This is a genomic window from Sphaerisporangium sp. NPDC049457 (assembly GCF_055586705.1).
This window is the reverse complement of record NZ_JBVJHR010000016.1, coordinates 158,922-175,595: the sequence shown is the minus strand read 5'-3', so window position 1 is coordinate 175,595 and position 16,674 is coordinate 158,922. Positions and strand designations below refer to the sequence as shown.

Below are 16,674 nucleotides of genomic sequence, written 5' to 3'. Positions count from 1 at the left end.
GCGCTGTTTGAGTAGAGTAACCCGCGTCTGTCGAAGGGACCGCTAGTGAAGTCGAATCGTGTGCGCGTGCTCCTGGCCGCCGCGGCCGCGGGCGTCGCGCTGACCGCCTGTTCCTCGCCCGTGCAGGTCGGCACGGCGGCCATCGTCGGCGGCGAGCGCATCAGCTCCGGCCGGCTGGACTCCGAGGTGCGCGAGTACCAGGCGGCGCTGAAGCAGGCCAAGATCAACCAGGCGCAGCTGCGGATGCCCTCGATCCCGCGCGCCGTGCTGATGCAGCTCATCTTCTTCAGCAAGTTCGAGCAGTACGCCCAGCGCAACGGCATCACCGTCACCGAGGGCGACGTCGACGACTTCATCGCCGAGCAGGGCGGCATCGAGAAGGTCGGCCCGAGCCTGCTCGGCGAGGGCGTCCCGCCGTCGGAGACCCGCAAGGGCGTCCGCGCCTCGCTGATCTACCGCAAGGCGCTCGAGCGCTACGGCGCCAACCTCACCGACCAGGCCTCCGTCCAGGCCGCCCAGCAGAAGTTCTTCACCGAGCTCGACGCCATCCCGGTCCAGGTCTCCCACCGCTACGGCACCTGGAACACCCAGCAGGGCCTCATCGACGAGGTGCGCTTCGGCAAGCCCGCTGAGGGGCAGCTCGACGCCGCCGCCCAGCCGGCCGATCCGGCCGCCGGCCAGTGACATGCCCCTCCTCGTCGTCACGTCCTCGCCCAGGGTGGCCCCCGGCCTGCTGAGCGGGCGGGCGTGGGCGGCCCTGGGTTCGGGGCGGGTGCTCACCGGCTCCGCCGGCCACCCGCTGCTGCCGTACCTGGCGGAGGAGGACATCCCGGTCGAGGTGGTGACGCCCGACCCGGCCGCCCTGGCCCGCGCGGGCCGTGACGGCACCGTGGTCTGGCTCGCCGCCCAGGACGGCGACGAGTCGCTCATGCGCGCCGTCGGGCACGCCGCGCTCGACATGGACGACCCGCCGGTCATCGAGCTCGTCCCCGGCTCCTACGACCTGCCGGGGGCGCGGCTGCTCGACCTGGTCGCCGTCATGGACCGGCTGCGGCGCGAGTGCCCGTGGGACGCCAAGCAGACCCACGAGTCCCTCGTGCCCTACCTGCTGGAGGAGTCCTACGAGGTCCTGGAGACCATCGAGGACGGCGACTACGCCGCCCTGCGCGAGGAGCTCGGCGACCTGCTGCTCCAGGTGATGTTCCACGCCCGCCTGGCGCAAGAGCGCTCCGCCGGGGAGGGCGGCTTCGACGTGGACGACGTGGCGGGCGGCATCGTCGACAAGCTGGTCCGGCGCCATCCCCACGTGTTCGCCGACACGGTGGTCAGCGGCGTCGACGAGGTCAACGCCAACTGGGACACCATCAAGGCCGCCGAGCGGGCCGCCAAGGGCTCGCGGTCGCTGCTGGACGGCGTGCCGATGGGCCAGCCCGCGCTGTCGCTCGCGAGCGGGCTGCAGAGCCGCGCCGAGCGCGCAGGGGTCCCCGAGTCGCTGTCCCGGGCCATCGGCCAGGGCGTCGGCCGCGAGCTGTTCGACCTGGTGCGCCGGGCGCGCGCCGCCGGCCTCGACCCCGAGGCCGAACTCCGCGCCGCCGCCCGCACCTACCGCGACCGGGTACAGGCCTGGGAGCGTTCGCAGGCCCCCGCGCAAGACCCATCCGAGGAACGCCCCGAGAGCCCGTCCTAGAGACGCCCCGAGAACCCGCCCTGGAGACGCCCGGATGTCCGTCCTAGGGACGGCTCGGGAAACCTTTCCAAGGGACCCTGAGAACCGCCCGAGGAACGTCCTGAGGGCCCGTCGCAGGGACGCCCCGAGGACCGAACCCGTCTCAGGGACGGCCATGTGGCCGGGTTCACTCAAGTGTGGTCAACCAGACACCCGGTCGGCGACGGCGGTATCCGTACCGGCCGGTAGACACCGATAGGCTCATGAGGCAAACCGTCCGCAACCGCATCGCGTACGACGGTGCGGTGATGGGTTCCGGGGACCCGTCCCCGGGCTACTGACTCATAGGAGCGCTTCGTGGCTGCCATCGAGGCCGTTACCGCACGCGAGATTCTCGACTCCCGGGGCAACCCGACGGTCGAGGTGGAGATCCTGCTCGACGACTACAGCACCGGCCGTGCGGCCGTACCGAGCGGCGCCTCCACCGGCCAGTTCGAGGCCGTGGAGCTGCGTGACGGCGATGAGCGTTACCTGGGCAAGGGCGTGCAGAAGGCCGTTCTCAACGTCACCGACGAGATCGCCGACGAGATCATCGGCTTCGACGCCGAAGAGCAGCGGCTCGTCGACCAGACCATGATCGACCTGGACGGCACACCGAACAAGGGCCGGCTGGGCGCCAACGCCATCCTCGGCGTCTCCCTCGCCCTGGCCAAGGCCGCGGCCGACAGCGCCGACCTGCCGCTGTTCCGCTACGTGGGCGGGCCGAACGCCCACATCCTGCCCGTCCCGATGATGAACATCCTCAACGGCGGCGCGCACGCCGACAGCAACGTCGACATCCAGGAGTTCATGATCGCGCCGATCGGCGCCGAGACGTTCTCCGACGCCGTCCGCATGGGCGCCGAGACCTACCACGTGCTCAAGAAGGTCCTCAAGGAGAAGGGGTACGCCACCGGCCTCGGCGACGAGGGCGGGTTCGCGCCCAACCTGCCGAGCAACCGCGACGCGCTCGACCTGATCCTCGTCGCCATCGAGAAGGCCGGCTACACCCCCGGCGAGGACATCGCGCTGGCCCTGGACGTGGCCGCGACCGAGTTCCACTCCAAGGGCGTCTACACCCTCGACGGCAAGGGCCACGGCTCGGACGAGCTGATCTCCTTCTACGAGGACCTGGTCCGCTCCTACCCGCTGGTGTCCATCGAGGACCCGCTGGACGAGGAGGACTGGGAGGGCTGGAAGGCCATCACCGGCGCGCTCGGCGCCAAGGTGCAGCTCGTCGGCGACGACCTGTTCGTCACCAACCCCGAGCGCCTTGAGCGGGGCATCGGCGCGAGCACGGCCAACGCCCTGCTCGTCAAGGTCAACCAGATCGGCACCCTGTCGGAGACGCTGGACGCCGTCGACCTCGCCCACCGCAGCGGCTACCGCTGCATGATGAGCCACCGCTCCGGCGAGACCGAGGACACCACGATCGCCGACCTCGCCGTGGCCACCAACTGCGGCCAGATCAAGACCGGCGCCCCGGCGCGCTCCGACCGCGTCGCCAAGTACAACCAGCTGCTCCGCATCGAGGAACTGCTCGACGATGTCGCCCGTTACGCGGGTCGCGGAGCTTTTCCGCGCTTCCAGGGCTAGTTTTTCCCGTACGGCTTGCGCGGTTATGGGCGCAAGCCGTACGGACCCGGGAGGATCATGAAGAAGCGACCGCAGTTGACGGGGCGGGCCGCGATCCTGGCGGTCGTCGTCTGCGCGATCGCCATGAGCCTTGCCTATCCCGTGCGCGAGTACGTCGCGCAGCGACGCCAGATCGCCCAGTTGGAAAGGCAGCAGGCCCAGGCGCTCAAGGACCTTCAGGAGCTGGCCGAGCGCAGCAGGCGCCTGGACGACCCCGCCTACATCAGGCAGCTCGCCAGGGGCCGGCTGCACTACTGCGGCGACGGCCACCAGACCTGCTACGTGCTGCTCGACAGGACGAAGAAGACCAGGCAGCCGGCGGCCGGGGCGACGCCCCAGGCCGCGCCCCCCTGGTACCAGACGCTGTGGGAATCCATAGAAGCCGCCGACCGCGGCACCGGCGAACGCCTCGAACTCACCTCCCGCACCCCCGCCCCCTGACCCCAACGGCTTTACGACGGTCTGGGAGTTGTCTCGTTCGGGATGCATGGCTCTGTGTCCTCTGGGCGTCGGGGGTCGTGGGGTGCTGGATACTTACGTGTCCGGGTTTTCGGTGCGGGCGTGTCCGACGGGCGTGCTCGTCGTTTCAGGGGGAGTGCGCGATGGTCGATCCGGCCGACACGGCCGCCGGAGGCCAGGAAGGGGCGCCGGGGGTGGACCCGGCGGACGCGGCCGTGGTCGAACGTCAGCTCGGCCGGCCGCCCCGGGGGCTGCGGACGGTGGCCCACCGGTGCCCGTGCGGGCTGCCGGACGTCGTCGAGACCTCCCCGCGGCTGGCCGACGGCTCGCCGTTCCCCACGCTGTTCTACCTGACCTGCCCCAAGGCCGCCTCTGCCATCGGCACGCTGGAGTCCTCGGGGCTGATGAAGCGCATGCAGGCGCGGCTCGCGGACGATCCCGACCTGGCCGAGGCCTATGAGCGGGCGCACGCCCTGTACATCGAGCGGCGCGACCGGGCGGCGGCCGAAGACGGCCTCGAACCGCTGCCCCGCGACATGCAGAGCGCGGGCGGAATGCCCGGCCGGGTCAAGTGCCTGCACGCCCTCGTGGGCCACGAGCTGGCCATGCCGGGCGTCAACCCCTTCGGTCGCGAGGCGCTCGACGCCCTGCCCGAGTGGTGGGGCGACGGCCCGTGCGTCGCCACCGGCCCGGACGAGGACGCATGACCCGCGGACGCCGGCCGCTCGCGGAGGCCGCGGTCTCGTGCGTTCTCGCCGGCTCCGACGACTCTGAGGAGGGCCTATGACCCGCGTGGCGGCCATCGACTGCGGCACCAACTCCGTCCGCCTGCTCATCGCCGACATCGCGGACGGTGCCGCTTCCGGCGGCGACTCCTCCAGCGGCCCCTTTGGCGGCGCGTCCGCGGGCGCGCTCACCGATGTCGAGCGGCGCATGGAGATCGTCCGCCTCGGCGAGGGGGTCGACCGCACCGGGCGGCTGGCCCCCGAGGCGCTTGAGCGCACGTTCACCGCGATGCGCGGCTACGCCAAGCTGATCCGCGAGCACGGCGCCGAGCGCGTGCGCGTGGTGGCCACCAGCGCCACCAGGGACGCCGCCAACCGCGCCGACTTCGTCGCCGGCGTGCGCGAGATCTTCGGCGTCGACCCCGAGGTGGTCACCGGCGCTGAGGAGGCGCACCTGTCGTTCCTGGGCGCCACGGCCGGGCTCACCGGGGTCGAGCCGCCCGTCCTCGTGGTCGACATCGGTGGCGGCTCCACCGAGTTCGTCCTCGGCGCCGCCGATGTGGACAGTGCGATCTCCGTCGACATCGGCTGCGTCCGCCTCACCGAGCGCCACCTCGCGGCGGCCGCGTCCACAGGGGCGGGCGGCGAGCGTCCCGGTGCCGGGTCCGATGCCGTAGCGGCGGCGGGTACCGATGTCGTGGCGGCGGCGGCCGACGATATCGAGGCGGCCCTGGACCGGGTGGCCGAAGCCGTTGCGGTGGCCGAGGCGCGCACGCTGATCGGTCTCGCCGGGTCGGTGACCACCGTCGCGGGCATCGCCCTCGGCCTGCCGGCCTACGACCCGGCGCGCATCCACGGCTCCCGCATTCCCGCGGCCACCGTGCACGAGATCTCCCAGAGCCTGCTCGGCATGACCCACGACGAGCGGGCGGCGATCCCGGTGATGCACCCGGGCCGGGTGGACGTGATCGGCGCGGGCGCGCTCATCCTCGACCGCATCGTCGCCCGCTTCGGCTTCGCGGAGGTCGTCGTCAGCGAGCACGACATCCTCGACGGCATCGCCCGCAGCCTGGCCTCCTGAGCGAGAGCCTGGTCTCCAATCGTCGCCGCCAAGCCGATTCGCCGCCTTCTCCGCAAGCCGGCACAGAGGCTGCACCTAGCGGCGTGCGCACATCGAGTACTCGATCCAAGTCCTCGGTGGGTCCCGAGCTTTGAGCGTCCTTTGGGGATACTCTTCCTGTGTTACTTCCCCCAAAGGAGGTGTCAAAGGTGGAGCTTGTCCTCAGCGCCCTGGAGGCGGTGCTCAAAGGTGCCACAGCGCGTAAGTGTGAGCACGAGCGGTTGGACTTCAAGGAGGCCAAGCCCGATCTGAAGGAGGCTTGCAACGACCTTGCTGAAGCGGCTGTGTGTTTCGCGAACGCCAGCGGTGGTCATGTGGTGGTCGGAGTGGCGGACGCGGCGTCGGGTCCCGAGGCGTTCGTCGGGTGTCAACTGGACCCTGCAGTGCTGCGGGGGCGGATCCATCAACTCACCAACCCCAGCCTTCTGGTCGAGGTCACGGCTCTCGACTTCGCTGGCGCGAGGCTTGTGGTGATCACAGTGCCCGCAGGGTTGGAGGTCCATGCCACAGCAAAGGGCTATGCCTACCAGCGTATAAATGACCAGTGTCTGCCTATGCGACCTCTCGATATCAGTCGGCTCACGGAGGAGCGAAGAGGGCTGGACTGGTCTGCGACCTCCAGTGGGCGGGCGATCGAGGATATCGACCCGCTGGCGCTCCGTTACTGTAGACGCCTCTTGCAGAGTTCTCTCGATGTATCTCGGCAGTCGTATGGGCGAATGACCGACATCGATCTTCTCCGTGCGATGAGGCTTATCGCAGAAGACGGATCGATGAATCGTGCCGGCGAGATGCTTCTGTGCCCTGACTCCGGCTCTACGTCAATTGATCTCGTGGTATATCAGCATCGTAGGACGCAGGCCGGCGAGGCGGACGCCATACTTCGAATGCAATCACCTCTCGTGCTCGCCTTCGAGGAAGTTCTCCAATCGATCAGATCCCGACAGGGGATCACACCTTTGACTCTTCCGGATGGGCAGCAGATACAAATCGAGGACTACCCGTCAGCGGCCGTGCGGGAAGCGATCGCGAACGCGTTCATCCATGGCGATTGGCGTATGCGCACTCCGGTCCATGTCGATCATTCGGTCGAGTACCTGCGGATCACGTCCCCAGGCCCTTTGGTCAACGGCATCACCGTGAACAACATCCTGACCATGGGTTCCCGTGCTCGCTACCCGACTTTGGCCGCCGCGTTCCGTCTCCTGGGCCTGGCGGAGGAGGTGGGGCAGGGAGTCGACCGGATGTACCGAGAAATGATCAAGTCGGGCCGTGACACGCCAGTGATCACCGAAGAGCAGGATCGTGTGAACGTGGTCTTTCGCGGTCAACCGCCCAACACGAAGATCGCTCGCTTTCTCACGACCTTGCCCATGGAGGAGCAGGAGGACACCGATGCCCTGCTGATAATTCTTACTCTCTGCCGCAAGCGGACGGTCAACGCACAAGAGATCGCTCCCGTGGTCCAACGCTCCGCCGATGAGGCCCAGGCGAGTCTTCTTCGGTTGTCGACGACTCCGGTCGACATTCTGGAGCCGACCCGAGGGACGATGCGTCGAAGCTTCCCGTCATATCGACTCCGCGGTGAGGTGGTGGCGCGACTGGGAGCGGCTGTCGCCTATCACAGCAGGGCGACGGAAGAGATCGATCGTAAGGTCGTCGATCACATAAGGGACTATGGTGAGGTGAATAGTCGTACTATTCAACGTCTCTTTGACGTCGATGTTTACCAGGCGCGCGATATCCTCCGTGATCTCGTAGGTCGCGAGATCATAACGCGGACTTCCGAGCAGAAGAGAGGAACCGCCGTCCGCTACGGCCCTGGACCTTCCTTCCCGGGCAAGAGGGTCCGCGCCAGAGTCTCACGGCCTCGGAAGACATCGGGAGGGGATGAGGAACTCCTCTTCTGATGAAGGCGTCTCCGTCCGTTGGACCGACGACGTCGTTCGGCACGCATCCACGGGGCGCGTGTCCCAACGGCCACCGTGCACGAGATCTCCCAGAGCCTGCTCGGCATGACCCACGACGAGCGGGCGGCGATCCCGGTGATGCACCCGGGCCGGGTGGACGTGATCGGCGCGGGCGCGCTCATCCTCCACCGCATCGTCGCTCGGTTCGGCTTCGCGGAGGTCGTCGTGAGCGAGCACGACATCCTCGACGGCATCGCCCGCGGTCTGGCCTCCTGACGGACCCGGGCGTGGTCAGCGCCGGCGTGACCTGAGCGCTTCCATGGCCTCGCGTGGCGCCTTGGCCGGCGATCCCGCGTCGAAGGGCGGCTGTGGGTCGTACTCGATGGCGAGCTGGGCGGCCTCGGCCGCCGTCCGTCCGGCGATCCGCTCGAACAGGGCGAGCGCCATGTCGATGCCGGAGGACACCCCGGCGGACGTCACGATCTTGCCCTGGAACACGACGCGCTCGGGCGTGTAGGTCGCACCGAAGGATTCGAGCGGCTCGACGGCGCCCCAGTGGGTCGTCGCGCGGAGCCCGTTCAGCAGGCCGCCGCCGCCGAGGATCAGGGATCCGGTGCACACCGAGGTCGTCCAGGTGGACGTTTCGTGCAGCCGCCGGATCCACCCGGTGAAGGACTCGTCGCGCATCATCGTCCGCGCGCCCGGCCCGCCGGGGACGACCAGGACGTCGCAGGAGTCCACCTCGGCCGGCGTGACCGTGGCGCTGAGGGAGAGCAGCCCAGCGCCGTCGCGGACCGGGCCGGCCTGCGGGGCGGCGAACACCACCTCGGCCTCGGGCAGCATTCTGAGCACCTCGTAGGGGCCGACGGCGTCGAGCGCGGTGAATCGTTCGAACAGCGGGATCACGATGCGCATCTGAATCCTCCATCGCCGGTCGGTCGGGTGTCGCGGGGCTCTGGGGCCGTCCCTCGACGGTTGCGGCGGGAATGATGATGTTGTGCCGCATTACGCATTCTGCCAAGGGCCGCGGGGCATGGCGCGGGTGTCCATGGAGTGGTCGGCGCATGGCGGGGCGGCTGGCACGATCGGGGTATGAGCTTTGTTCCCCCTGGTAGTGGGTGGCCGGAGGATCCGGCCGGGCCGGGCACGCCTGTGGCCCGCACGCCCGAGGAGGTCGCCGCGCTCGCCGCGAGCAGCGGCACGCCGGCCGAGCTGACCGCCCGGCAGTCGGTGTGCCGTGCCTGCCCTCGCCTGGTCGAGTGGCGGGAGGAGGTCGCGGACGTCAAGCGGCGGGCGTTCATGCGGGAGACCTACTGGGGCAGGCCCATCGCCGGCTGGGGCGCGGACAAACCGCGCATCCTGCTCGTCGGGCTGGCCCCTGCGGCGCACGGTGGCAACCGCACGGGGCGCATCTTCACCGGCGACCGCAGCGGCGACTGGCTGTTCGCCTCCCTTCATCGCACCGGCCTGGCGGCGCTGCCGACCAGCACCCACGCGGGGGACGGGCAGCGGCTGCTCGGCGCGCGCATGGTCGCGGCCGTCCGCTGCGCCCCGCCGGCCAACAAGCCCACCGTCGAAGAGCGGGCGGCGTGCTTCCCGTGGCTGGCCAGAGAGCTGGAGCTGGTCGCCGACCCTGTGCGGGTCATCGTGGCGCTCGGCGGGTACGCCTGGCAGGCCGTCTGGCCGGCGCTGCGGCAGGCCGGATACGCGCTGCCGCGCAGCAGGCCGCCGTTCGGCCACGGCGCCGAGGTCGAGATCTCCCACGGCGGTGCGCCGGTGCGGCTTCTCGGCTGCTACCACCCGAGCCAGCAGAACACCTTCACCGGCCGGGTCACCGAAGAGATGCTCGACGCGATCTTCACCCGCGCGGTGGCGCTGGCCGGCTGAGCGCGGCGCGCGGGTGCTGGGTGAGGCCGGATGAGTGAAGTTCGTCACTAGAGGAAAGCTTTACAGATCTTCTCTGGAGAAACTGCTGCTCAGGCGGCTAGTTTGGGAAAAATCGCCAAAGTTTGATGCCTAGGGGGATTGGCGTCGATAGCGGGCCGTGACGTAACCTTGTGAATGGTTTCACAAGCGACCATGCCGCGAAGGGGCACTCACGTGGACCAGAAGGCGAAGCACATCCTGATCGTCGGCGGAGGGTACGTCGGCCTCTACACGGGCCTGCGGCTGCAGCGTCTGCTGCGTGGCGAGCTGCGTTCCGGGCGCGTCCGCATCACGATCGTCAGCCCCCAGTCCTACATGACCTACCAGCCGTTCCTGCCGGAGGCCGCGGCCGGCAACCTGTCGCCGCGCCACGTCGTCGCGCCTCTGCGCCGGGTGCTGTCCAAGGTCCGCATCCTCAACGGCAAGGTCACCAAGGTTCACCACGCCAACAAGTCGGTGACGTTCGAGCCCCCCACCGGCCCGAGCAAGGAGATCGACTACGACGTCCTCGTCATGGCGGCCGGCTCCATCTCGCGCACCCTGCCCATCCCGGGCCTGAAGGACGCCGCGATCGGCTTCAAGACGGTCGGCGAGGCCATCGCGCTGCGCAACCGCGTGCTCTCCCTGTTCGACCGCGCAGACTCCACCGACGATCCGCAGGTCCGGCGCCGGGCGCTGACCTTCGTCGTGGTCGGCGCCGGCTTCGCGGGCGTCGAGGCCCTGGCGGAGCTGGAGGACATGGCCCGCGACGCCGTGCGCTACTACGACACCCTCAGCGAGGAGGACCTGCGCTGGGTGCTGGTCGAGGCCAGCGACCGCATCCTGCCCGAGGTGGGCCCCGAGATGGGCAAGTGGACGCTGGAGGAACTGCGCAAGCGGGGCATCGAGACCAAGATGCGCACGCTGCTGGAGTCCTGCGAGGGCGGGCACGTGATGCTCTCCGACGGCGACCGCTTCGAGTCGGCGACGATCGTGTGGACCGCCGGCGTCAAGGCGAGCCCGGTCGTGAACGCCGGTGACCTGCCGCTGGACGAGCGCGGGCGCGTCAAGACCACGACCAGGCTCACGGTGGCCGGCGTCAAGGACGCGTTCGCGGCCGGCGACGTCGCGGGCGTGCCCGACGTGACCAACCCCGGGCAGTACTGCGCGCCCAACGCCCAGCACGCCGTGCGGCAGGCCAAGGTGCTCGCCGACAACATCGTCCGCCACCTGCGGGGCCGTCCGCTGGTGGAGTACCGGCACAAGTACGCGGGCTCGGTGGCCGGGCTGGGGCTGCACAAGGGCGTCGCGAACGTCTACGGCGTCAAGCTTCACGGATTTCCTGCGTGGTTCATGCACCGCACCTACCATCTGTCCCGGGTGCCTACGTTGAACCGCAAGGTCCGCGTGGTGGCCGACTGGACGCTCGCCCTCTTCTTCAAGCGCGAGACCCTCTCACTCGGTGAGATCGAGTCTCCGCGTGAGGAGTTCAAGGCGGCCGCCGCCACCGGCTGACGGGTCCAGGTACGGCTCGCACCCGAAGACCTCGGGCGCGAGCCGTACCGTTGTCTGTAGGCATAACAAGGGTGCGTGGTGGAATTGGGCTACTTGAGCGGTCTGTTGTTCATTGCCCGAGTCGCGGGGGCATGCGACGTATACGGTTATCTTGCGGACTACGGAAGGAAGAGCGGAGACGTGGGCTCTGACCCGTTACGCAAGTGTGGTCCGTTACGTATGATTACGGCGCCCCCGTAGCCCAATGGCAGAGGCAAACCCCTTAAAAGGGTTCCAGTGTGGGTTCGAGTCCCACCGGGGGCACTCTGCCGGGTATATGAAACGTCCCCGTGCCGGTAACGGCGGCCCTCTGGCCATATCCTTGCCTGTTTGCCGTGCGTGCCGAGCCTTTATCGCCGGGCCGCCAAACGGGCGGTCGGCGGCCTCCCCGCCTCCCAGGGGCAATCGTTACCATCTTGTGTCATTGCCTCGCCGCACCAGCGGCGGCGTCCGTCGCGGGCGGGGCATTCGGCCGCCGGCCGGACGATGATCTACGCACAGTAATTGCTTATGAGCAATAAAGGCATCAATAAACGGGTTACTGCCGAACAATGATGGAAAAATCCGTCTACAGCGGAGGTTAGGGGTAGGGCGGAACCTCCCATTCCGCTGTGGCCTGTCCGCCTCGGTGGGCGCTCATCGGTCACGGGTCCGCGCCCCTCGTGCCGGCGGAAGACGACGGACAACGGCGGAAGACGGCGGAAGACGGTCGAAGACGGCGGAAGACGGTCGAAGACGGTCGAAGACAGGGGTGCGGCCGGAGCGCCACCGGTGATGCAAACGCAACATGAGGGGCGGAACTCCGGTGCCGGGTCGATCGTTGTACACGTTGCCGCCGGAGGCCGGGATGCCGGTCCCCGGCGGCGCAATACGGCAGGGTCGTCCTGACCGCCATGACCGATGAACAGTTATTGCTACAGGCGGCAGTCCCTGCGAGGCTCGACGAGCAGGCTGATCGCAGGTCGCAGTGGAGGCAGTGATGCAGAGCAGGAACCCGGTTCTCAGCAGACTGGGGCAGAACAACCGTCAGTCGCGGGTCGGCCCCACCGCCAGTCCTCAGTACCTGCAGGACATGTACAACGCCCCGGCCTACGCCCCGCCGACGGCGGCGCGGCCCATGACGGTCGACGACGTCGTCGTCCGCGGTTTCATCACGCTCGGCACCCTCGTGGTGTCCGCGGCGATCGCCTGGTACTTCAACTTCGGCCCGGCTGTGATCGCTCCCGCGGTGATCGTCGGTCTGGTGCTCGGCCTGATCGTCTCCTTCAAGCAGAGCACGAACCCGGCGCTGATCCTGGGCTACTCGGTGGCGTACGGCATCGCCATCGGCGTGATCAGCAACTACTACAACTACGTCTACGAGGGCATCGTCTTCCAGGCCGTGCTGGGCACGATGGTCGCCTTCGGCGGTGTGCTCGCCGTGTACGCGCTCAAGATCTTCCGGCCCACGCCGAAGTTCACCAAGTTCGTCGTCGCGGCCGGCTTCGCGGCCGTCGGCCTGATGCTGGTCAACTGGATCGCGAGCATCTTCACCAACGGCGGCCTCGGGTTGCGCTCCGACAGCCCGATCGGCTGGATCTTCAGCGTGGCGATGATCCTGCTGGGATGCTTCTTCCTGCTGCTCGACTTCGCCGCCGTCGAGGAGGGCGTGCGCGCGGGCGTCCCCGAGAAGTACTCGTGGCTGATGGCCTTCGGTCTCACGGTGAGCCTGGTGTGGCTCTACCTCGAGATCCTGCGCTTCATCAGCTACTTCTTCAACAACGACTAGATCCTCACTCGAGGCGCCCCGTCCAGTTCTGGGCGGGGCGTCCGTATTTGTGGGGATTTGCCGGAAAGAGGCATGGCAAGCGCAGGTATGGGTACGTCCACGGACTGCGACTAATGATCTACCTCGTGTGAGGGAAGTCTGGCTTTTGGGCCCTTGCCTTCACGGGGCTGGTGATGCAGTGTCGAGCAAAAGAGGCTTCACTCATGGAGGTGCCCATGTCGTTGAACCACTCACCGGAGACGCAGAACAAGCTGATCGCCAGGGTTCCGGACATCACCGGACGCGCACTCCCAGAGTGGTTCCAAGCCATCGACAACGGCCCGTCGTTCCTCCGCTGTGATGAGCGGGCCAACTGGCTCGCCGACGAGCACGGGCTGACCCACGGCTACGCCGCCGCGATCGTCATCGAGCACGAGCGGCAGCGCCGTTCCCGCATGGGCTTCATGTAAGCCCCTGCAGTCCTCGCGCCCACGCCACCGCCTGGCGTGGGCGCACTCCTGTGCGGGCGTCCCGTGCGGTCCGGTGCGGACGCGTCCGCCTGCGGCGGCCTGACCGGCGGCTCAGCCCGGCCGCCCCTGAACCTGTACGGGGGAATCCCTTCGACAGGCCGCCATGACCTCCCTGAGGCCCTGAGAGCCGCCGTGACGTCTCCGGCGAGCCCATCCCTTCCCCTGGAGTCCCTGGAGTCGCCGTCGTCCTTCCCGGCGAGCATGGATCATCATGGGGACATGGATCTCGACAAGGCCCGTGCATTCCTCAGGAACAACCACCGCGCGGTGATGATGACCTCCCATCCGGACGGCCGCCCCCAGATGTCCCCGGTCACGGTGGGCGTGGACGCCGACGGGTACGCGGTCGTCAGCACCAGGGAGACCGCGGCCAAGACCCGCAACCTCCGCCGCGACCCGAAGGTCGCGCTGTGCGTTATGAACGACGGCTTCTACGGCGACTGGATCCAGATCGAGGGCACCGCCGAGGTCGTGTCCCTGCCCGAGGCGATGGAGCACCTGGTCGGCTACTACCGCGCCGTCTCAGGCGAGCATCCCGACTGGGACGACTACCGGGCGGCCATGACGCGGGACCGGCGGGTGATCGTCCGCATCGACCTCACCCGAGCCGGCCCCGACGTCCACGGCTGAGCCGCAGCCGGGCCGGTCGCCGGGTCAGGCGAGGCGCTCCAGGAGCATGGCCATGCCCTGGCCGCCGCCGACGCACATCGTCTCCAGGCCGATCGACTTGTCGTGGAAGCGCAGGCCGTTGAGCAGCGTGGAGGTGATGCGGGCGCCCGTCATGCCGAACGGGTGCCCGACGGCGATGGCGCCGCCGTTGACGTTCAGCCGGTCGATGTCGATGCCGAGCTCCTGGTAGGACGGGATCACCTGGGCGGCGAACGCCTCGTTGATCTCCACGAGGTCGACGTCCGAGATCGACATTCCGGCCCGGCGCAGCGCCTGCCGGGACGCCTCCACCGGCCCGAGGCCCATGATCTCGGGGGACAGGCCGGTGACGCCGGTCGACACGATGCGGGCCAGCGGTGTGATGCCCAGCTCGGCGGCCTTCACGTCGCTCATCACGACGACCGCGGCGGCGCCGTCGTTCAGCGGGCAGCAGTTGCCGGCCGTGACCGTGCCGTCGGGCCGGAACACCGGCTTGAGCTGGGAGACCGCCTCGTAGGTGGTGCCGGGCCTCGGTCCGTCGTCCTTGCTGACGACCGTGCCGTCGGGGAGCGTGACGGGGGTGATGTCCTGCTCCCAGAACCCGTTGGCGAGGGCCTTCTCGGCGAGGTTCTGCGACCGGACGCCGAACTCGTCCTGCTCCTGGCGGCTGACGCCCCGCAGGCCCGCGACGTTCTCGGCGGTCTGGCCCATGGCGATGTAGACGTCGGGCATCCGGGCGTCCTGGCGCGGGTCGTGCCAGGCGGGGGCGCCGCCCTCGGCGCGGGCGTCGGTGCGCGTCTTGGCGTCCAGGAACAGCGGGTTCGTCGTGTCGGGCAGCGAGTCGGAGCTGCCCTTGACGAAGCGGGAGACGCACTCGACGCCGGCCGAGACGAACACGTCCCCCTCGCCGGCCTTGATCGCGTGGAAGGCCATGCGCGTCGTCTGCAGCGACGAGGAGCAGTAACGGGTGACGGTGGTGCCGGGCACGCCGTCCAGACCGAGCAGCACCGTCACCACCCGGGCCATGTTGAAGCCCTGCTCGCCGCCCGGCAGGCCGCAGCCCAGCATCAGGTCGTCGATGTCGTTGGGATCGAGCTGGGGGACCTTGTCCAGCGCCGCCTTGACCATCTGGACGGCGAGGTCGTCGGGACGGATGTCCTTGAGCGACCCCTTGAAGGCGCGGCCGATCGGCGAACGTGCGGTCGCGACGATGACTGCCTCGGGCATGTGGCTCTCCTGGGTTCGTGGCAGGGCTCCCTCCAGCGGAGGTTACCGTCTGGTAGGCCCGTTGCCACGCACCAGGGCGCCAAGAAACAGAACTATGTACGGCCAACACGCTCGCGGCTCCGCCGGCCTGTGCCCCGGCCCAGGTGTCAGCCGTACATGCCCGGAGCCGTGCCGATGGCGTCCCGTACGGCGTGCACGGCGCCCTTCTCGTCGCGCCACAGGCGCCAGCCGTCCTGGCTGCCGGTGAACCACGCGGGCGGGGTCGCCGCGCCCGGCAGGCGCTTGCCCGTGGCCAGGTCGAACTCGCACAGGGCCGCCACGGAGTAGAAGCCCCCGGACGCACCGCGCAGCGGCAGCGGTTTGGGGTCGGTGACGCAGAACGACCAGCCGTGCTGCCCCTGGATCGGCGCGGGACGCCCGGACGCCAGGTCGAACGCCGAGCCGGCCCCGCCGGGCTTGAGGAAGCCGAGCCTCGCCATGTCGCCGGGGAAGGCGAGCCACCAGCCGGTGCCGGGCACCTGCTCGGCGGTGATCTGGCCCGCCACCCGGCCGGTGCCCGGGTCGAGCCGGGCGAAGCCGCCGTACTGCCCCTGCTCGTCGATGGGGCGCACGACGGGGGCCTGGCCGGGGCTGCCGCTGGGGTAGACGCGGACGACCGACGGGCGCAGCCAGTTGACCTGCCCGTCGGACAGCCGCACGGAGAAGACGCCGAAGGAGGAGGTGCGCTTCTTCTCGGGGTTGGTATAGGGGGCGACGTAGCCGACGAGATCGCCGCCCGAGGCGCCGAATGACCAGCCGCCGGACAGGTCGACGCCGGGGCTGAGCGCCTGCTCGACCGGCAGCGTCCAGACCGGCTTGCCGGTCTTGACATCATGGGCGGACAGCACGGGGTGCTTGGCCATGCGGAGCATGACGACCCGGGCCGCGTCGGACCACTCGACCTCGGCGATGCCGGGGAGCTTCCACAGGGTCTGCCCGGTGCGCGGGTCGAGCACGACCATGCGCGCCGACGCCAGGGCGGTGTTCTCGGACACGCAGACGTACGGCCCGCACCGCTGGGGGCCGAAGGTGGAGTGGACGGGGCGCGACCACTTCCGCTGCCCGGTGCGCGCGTCCACGGCGACCAGGGACGCCGTCCACCTGCCCTGCCGGACCGGCTCGACGGCGGCTATGACGCCCTGGCCGGGGCCGGTCTCGACGGCGGCCGGTGGCTGCACGCCCATGCCCGGCAGGCGCCCGGCGATCGTGGCGGGGTGGGCCCACAGGCGCCTGCCGCCGGACAGGTCGAGGGCGGTGGTCTCCAGCGTGCCGTCCGGCCTCAGCGAGGTCACCGCGGCCACCCCGGCGGCCACGGTGGCGCGGCTGACGGCGTTGACCTCGTCGTTGCGCCAGGTCGGGTGCGTCTCGTCGCTGGCCGCCTTGCTGCTGGAGCAGCCGGCAAGGGCCAGGATCCCGGCGAGCGCCAGGGCCGGTTTCGCGAGAGGCCGGATCACGGACATTACACTCCAA

General features: G+C 69.3%; 15 protein-coding genes, 1 tRNA gene and 1 pseudogene. 14 read left to right on the top strand and 3 right to left on the bottom strand.

Translation table 11 applies throughout. The annotated features are described in order from the left end of the window. Positions 1-45 precede the first annotated feature (45 nt). The 8 genes and pseudogenes from ACZ6QO_RS25135 to ACZ6QO_RS25100 all read left to right on the top strand — a co-directional run. A complete protein-coding gene (locus ACZ6QO_RS25135) occupies positions 46-684 on the top strand; it encodes a SurA N-terminal domain-containing protein (protein WP_465854042.1) in 639 nt (212 codons plus the stop codon). 1 nt (position 685) lies between these two features. After that, positions 686-1,687, top strand: coding sequence for a nucleoside triphosphate pyrophosphohydrolase (locus ACZ6QO_RS25130; protein WP_465854041.1), 1,002 nt, complete (start codon positions 686-688; stop codon positions 1,685-1,687). 336 nt (positions 1,688-2,023) lie between these two features. Then, positions 2,024-3,301 (top strand): phosphopyruvate hydratase, encoded by a 1,278-nt coding sequence (gene eno / locus ACZ6QO_RS25125; RefSeq protein WP_465854040.1) that lies wholly within the window; start codon positions 2,024-2,026, stop codon positions 3,299-3,301. Positions 3,302-3,358: 57 nt separating this feature from the next. Continuing rightward, the gene (locus tag ACZ6QO_RS25120; protein WP_465854039.1) at positions 3,359-3,781 is read left to right on the top strand and encodes an FtsB family cell division protein; all 423 of its coding nucleotides are present in this window, start codon (positions 3,359-3,361) and stop codon (positions 3,779-3,781) included. A gap of 161 nt (positions 3,782-3,942) precedes the next feature. After that, complete coding sequence (locus ACZ6QO_RS25115; protein WP_465854038.1) at positions 3,943-4,506, top strand: DUF501 domain-containing protein; 564 nt, start codon at positions 3,943-3,945, stop codon at positions 4,504-4,506. 76 nt (positions 4,507-4,582) lie between these two features. Beyond that, positions 4,583-5,605, top strand: a complete 1,023-nt coding sequence (locus tag ACZ6QO_RS25110; protein WP_465854037.1) for a Ppx/GppA phosphatase family protein — start codon at positions 4,583-4,585, stop codon at positions 5,603-5,605. A gap of 188 nt (positions 5,606-5,793) precedes the next feature. Next, entirely contained in the window at positions 5,794-7,554 is a 1,761-nt protein-coding gene (locus tag ACZ6QO_RS25105; protein WP_465854036.1) for an RNA-binding domain-containing protein, read from the top strand. Between the two features lie 42 nt (positions 7,555-7,596). Beyond that, positions 7,597-7,830, top strand: a pseudogene (locus tag ACZ6QO_RS25100) (Ppx/GppA phosphatase family protein); the annotation flags it as partial. Between the two features lie 15 nt (positions 7,831-7,845). Here the strand turns inward: ACZ6QO_RS25100 and ACZ6QO_RS25095 are convergent. Next, positions 7,846-8,469, bottom strand: a complete 624-nt coding sequence (locus ACZ6QO_RS25095; RefSeq protein WP_465854035.1) for a DJ-1/PfpI family protein — start codon at positions 8,467-8,469, stop codon at positions 7,846-7,848. Positions 8,470-8,646: 177 nt separating this feature from the next. Here ACZ6QO_RS25095 and ACZ6QO_RS25090 point away from each other — a divergent pair, with 177 nt between their 5' ends. The 6 genes from ACZ6QO_RS25090 (at position 8,647) to ACZ6QO_RS25065 (ending at position 13,920) form a co-directional block, all read left to right on the top strand. Beyond that, positions 8,647-9,441: a uracil-DNA glycosylase gene (locus tag ACZ6QO_RS25090; protein WP_465854034.1), complete on the top strand. Its 795-nt coding sequence runs from the start codon at positions 8,647-8,649 to the stop codon at positions 9,439-9,441. Positions 9,442-9,615: 174 nt separating this feature from the next. Continuing rightward, positions 9,616-10,974, top strand: coding sequence for an NAD(P)/FAD-dependent oxidoreductase (locus ACZ6QO_RS25085; RefSeq protein ID WP_465854033.1), 1,359 nt, complete (start codon positions 9,616-9,618; stop codon positions 10,972-10,974). Between the two features lie 230 nt (positions 10,975-11,204). Further along, a tRNA-Leu gene (locus ACZ6QO_RS25080) sits at positions 11,205-11,277 on the top strand. A 715-nt stretch (positions 11,278-11,992) separates the two neighbouring features. Beyond that, a complete protein-coding gene (locus tag ACZ6QO_RS25075) occupies positions 11,993-12,781 on the top strand; it encodes a Bax inhibitor-1/YccA family protein (protein WP_465854032.1) in 789 nt (262 codons plus the stop codon). A 215-nt stretch (positions 12,782-12,996) separates the two neighbouring features. After that, positions 12,997-13,230 carry a DUF4287 domain-containing protein gene (locus tag ACZ6QO_RS25070; RefSeq protein WP_248961667.1) on the top strand — a complete coding sequence of 78 codons (234 nt, stop codon included), beginning with the start codon at positions 12,997-12,999 and terminating at the stop codon, positions 13,228-13,230. A gap of 279 nt (positions 13,231-13,509) precedes the next feature. Continuing rightward, complete coding sequence (locus tag ACZ6QO_RS25065) at positions 13,510-13,920, top strand: PPOX class F420-dependent oxidoreductase (RefSeq protein WP_465854031.1); 411 nt, start codon at positions 13,510-13,512, stop codon at positions 13,918-13,920. 24 nt (positions 13,921-13,944) lie between these two features. On the opposite strand, the gene ACZ6QO_RS25060 is transcribed toward ACZ6QO_RS25065, so the two are convergent. Next, entirely contained in the window at positions 13,945-15,165 is a 1,221-nt protein-coding gene (locus ACZ6QO_RS25060; RefSeq protein ID WP_465854030.1) for an acetyl-CoA C-acetyltransferase, read from the bottom strand. Between the two features lie 146 nt (positions 15,166-15,311). After that, positions 15,312-16,664, bottom strand: coding sequence for an outer membrane protein assembly factor BamB family protein (locus ACZ6QO_RS25055; protein WP_465854029.1), 1,353 nt, complete (start codon positions 16,662-16,664; stop codon positions 15,312-15,314). Positions 16,665-16,674 lie beyond the last annotated feature (10 nt).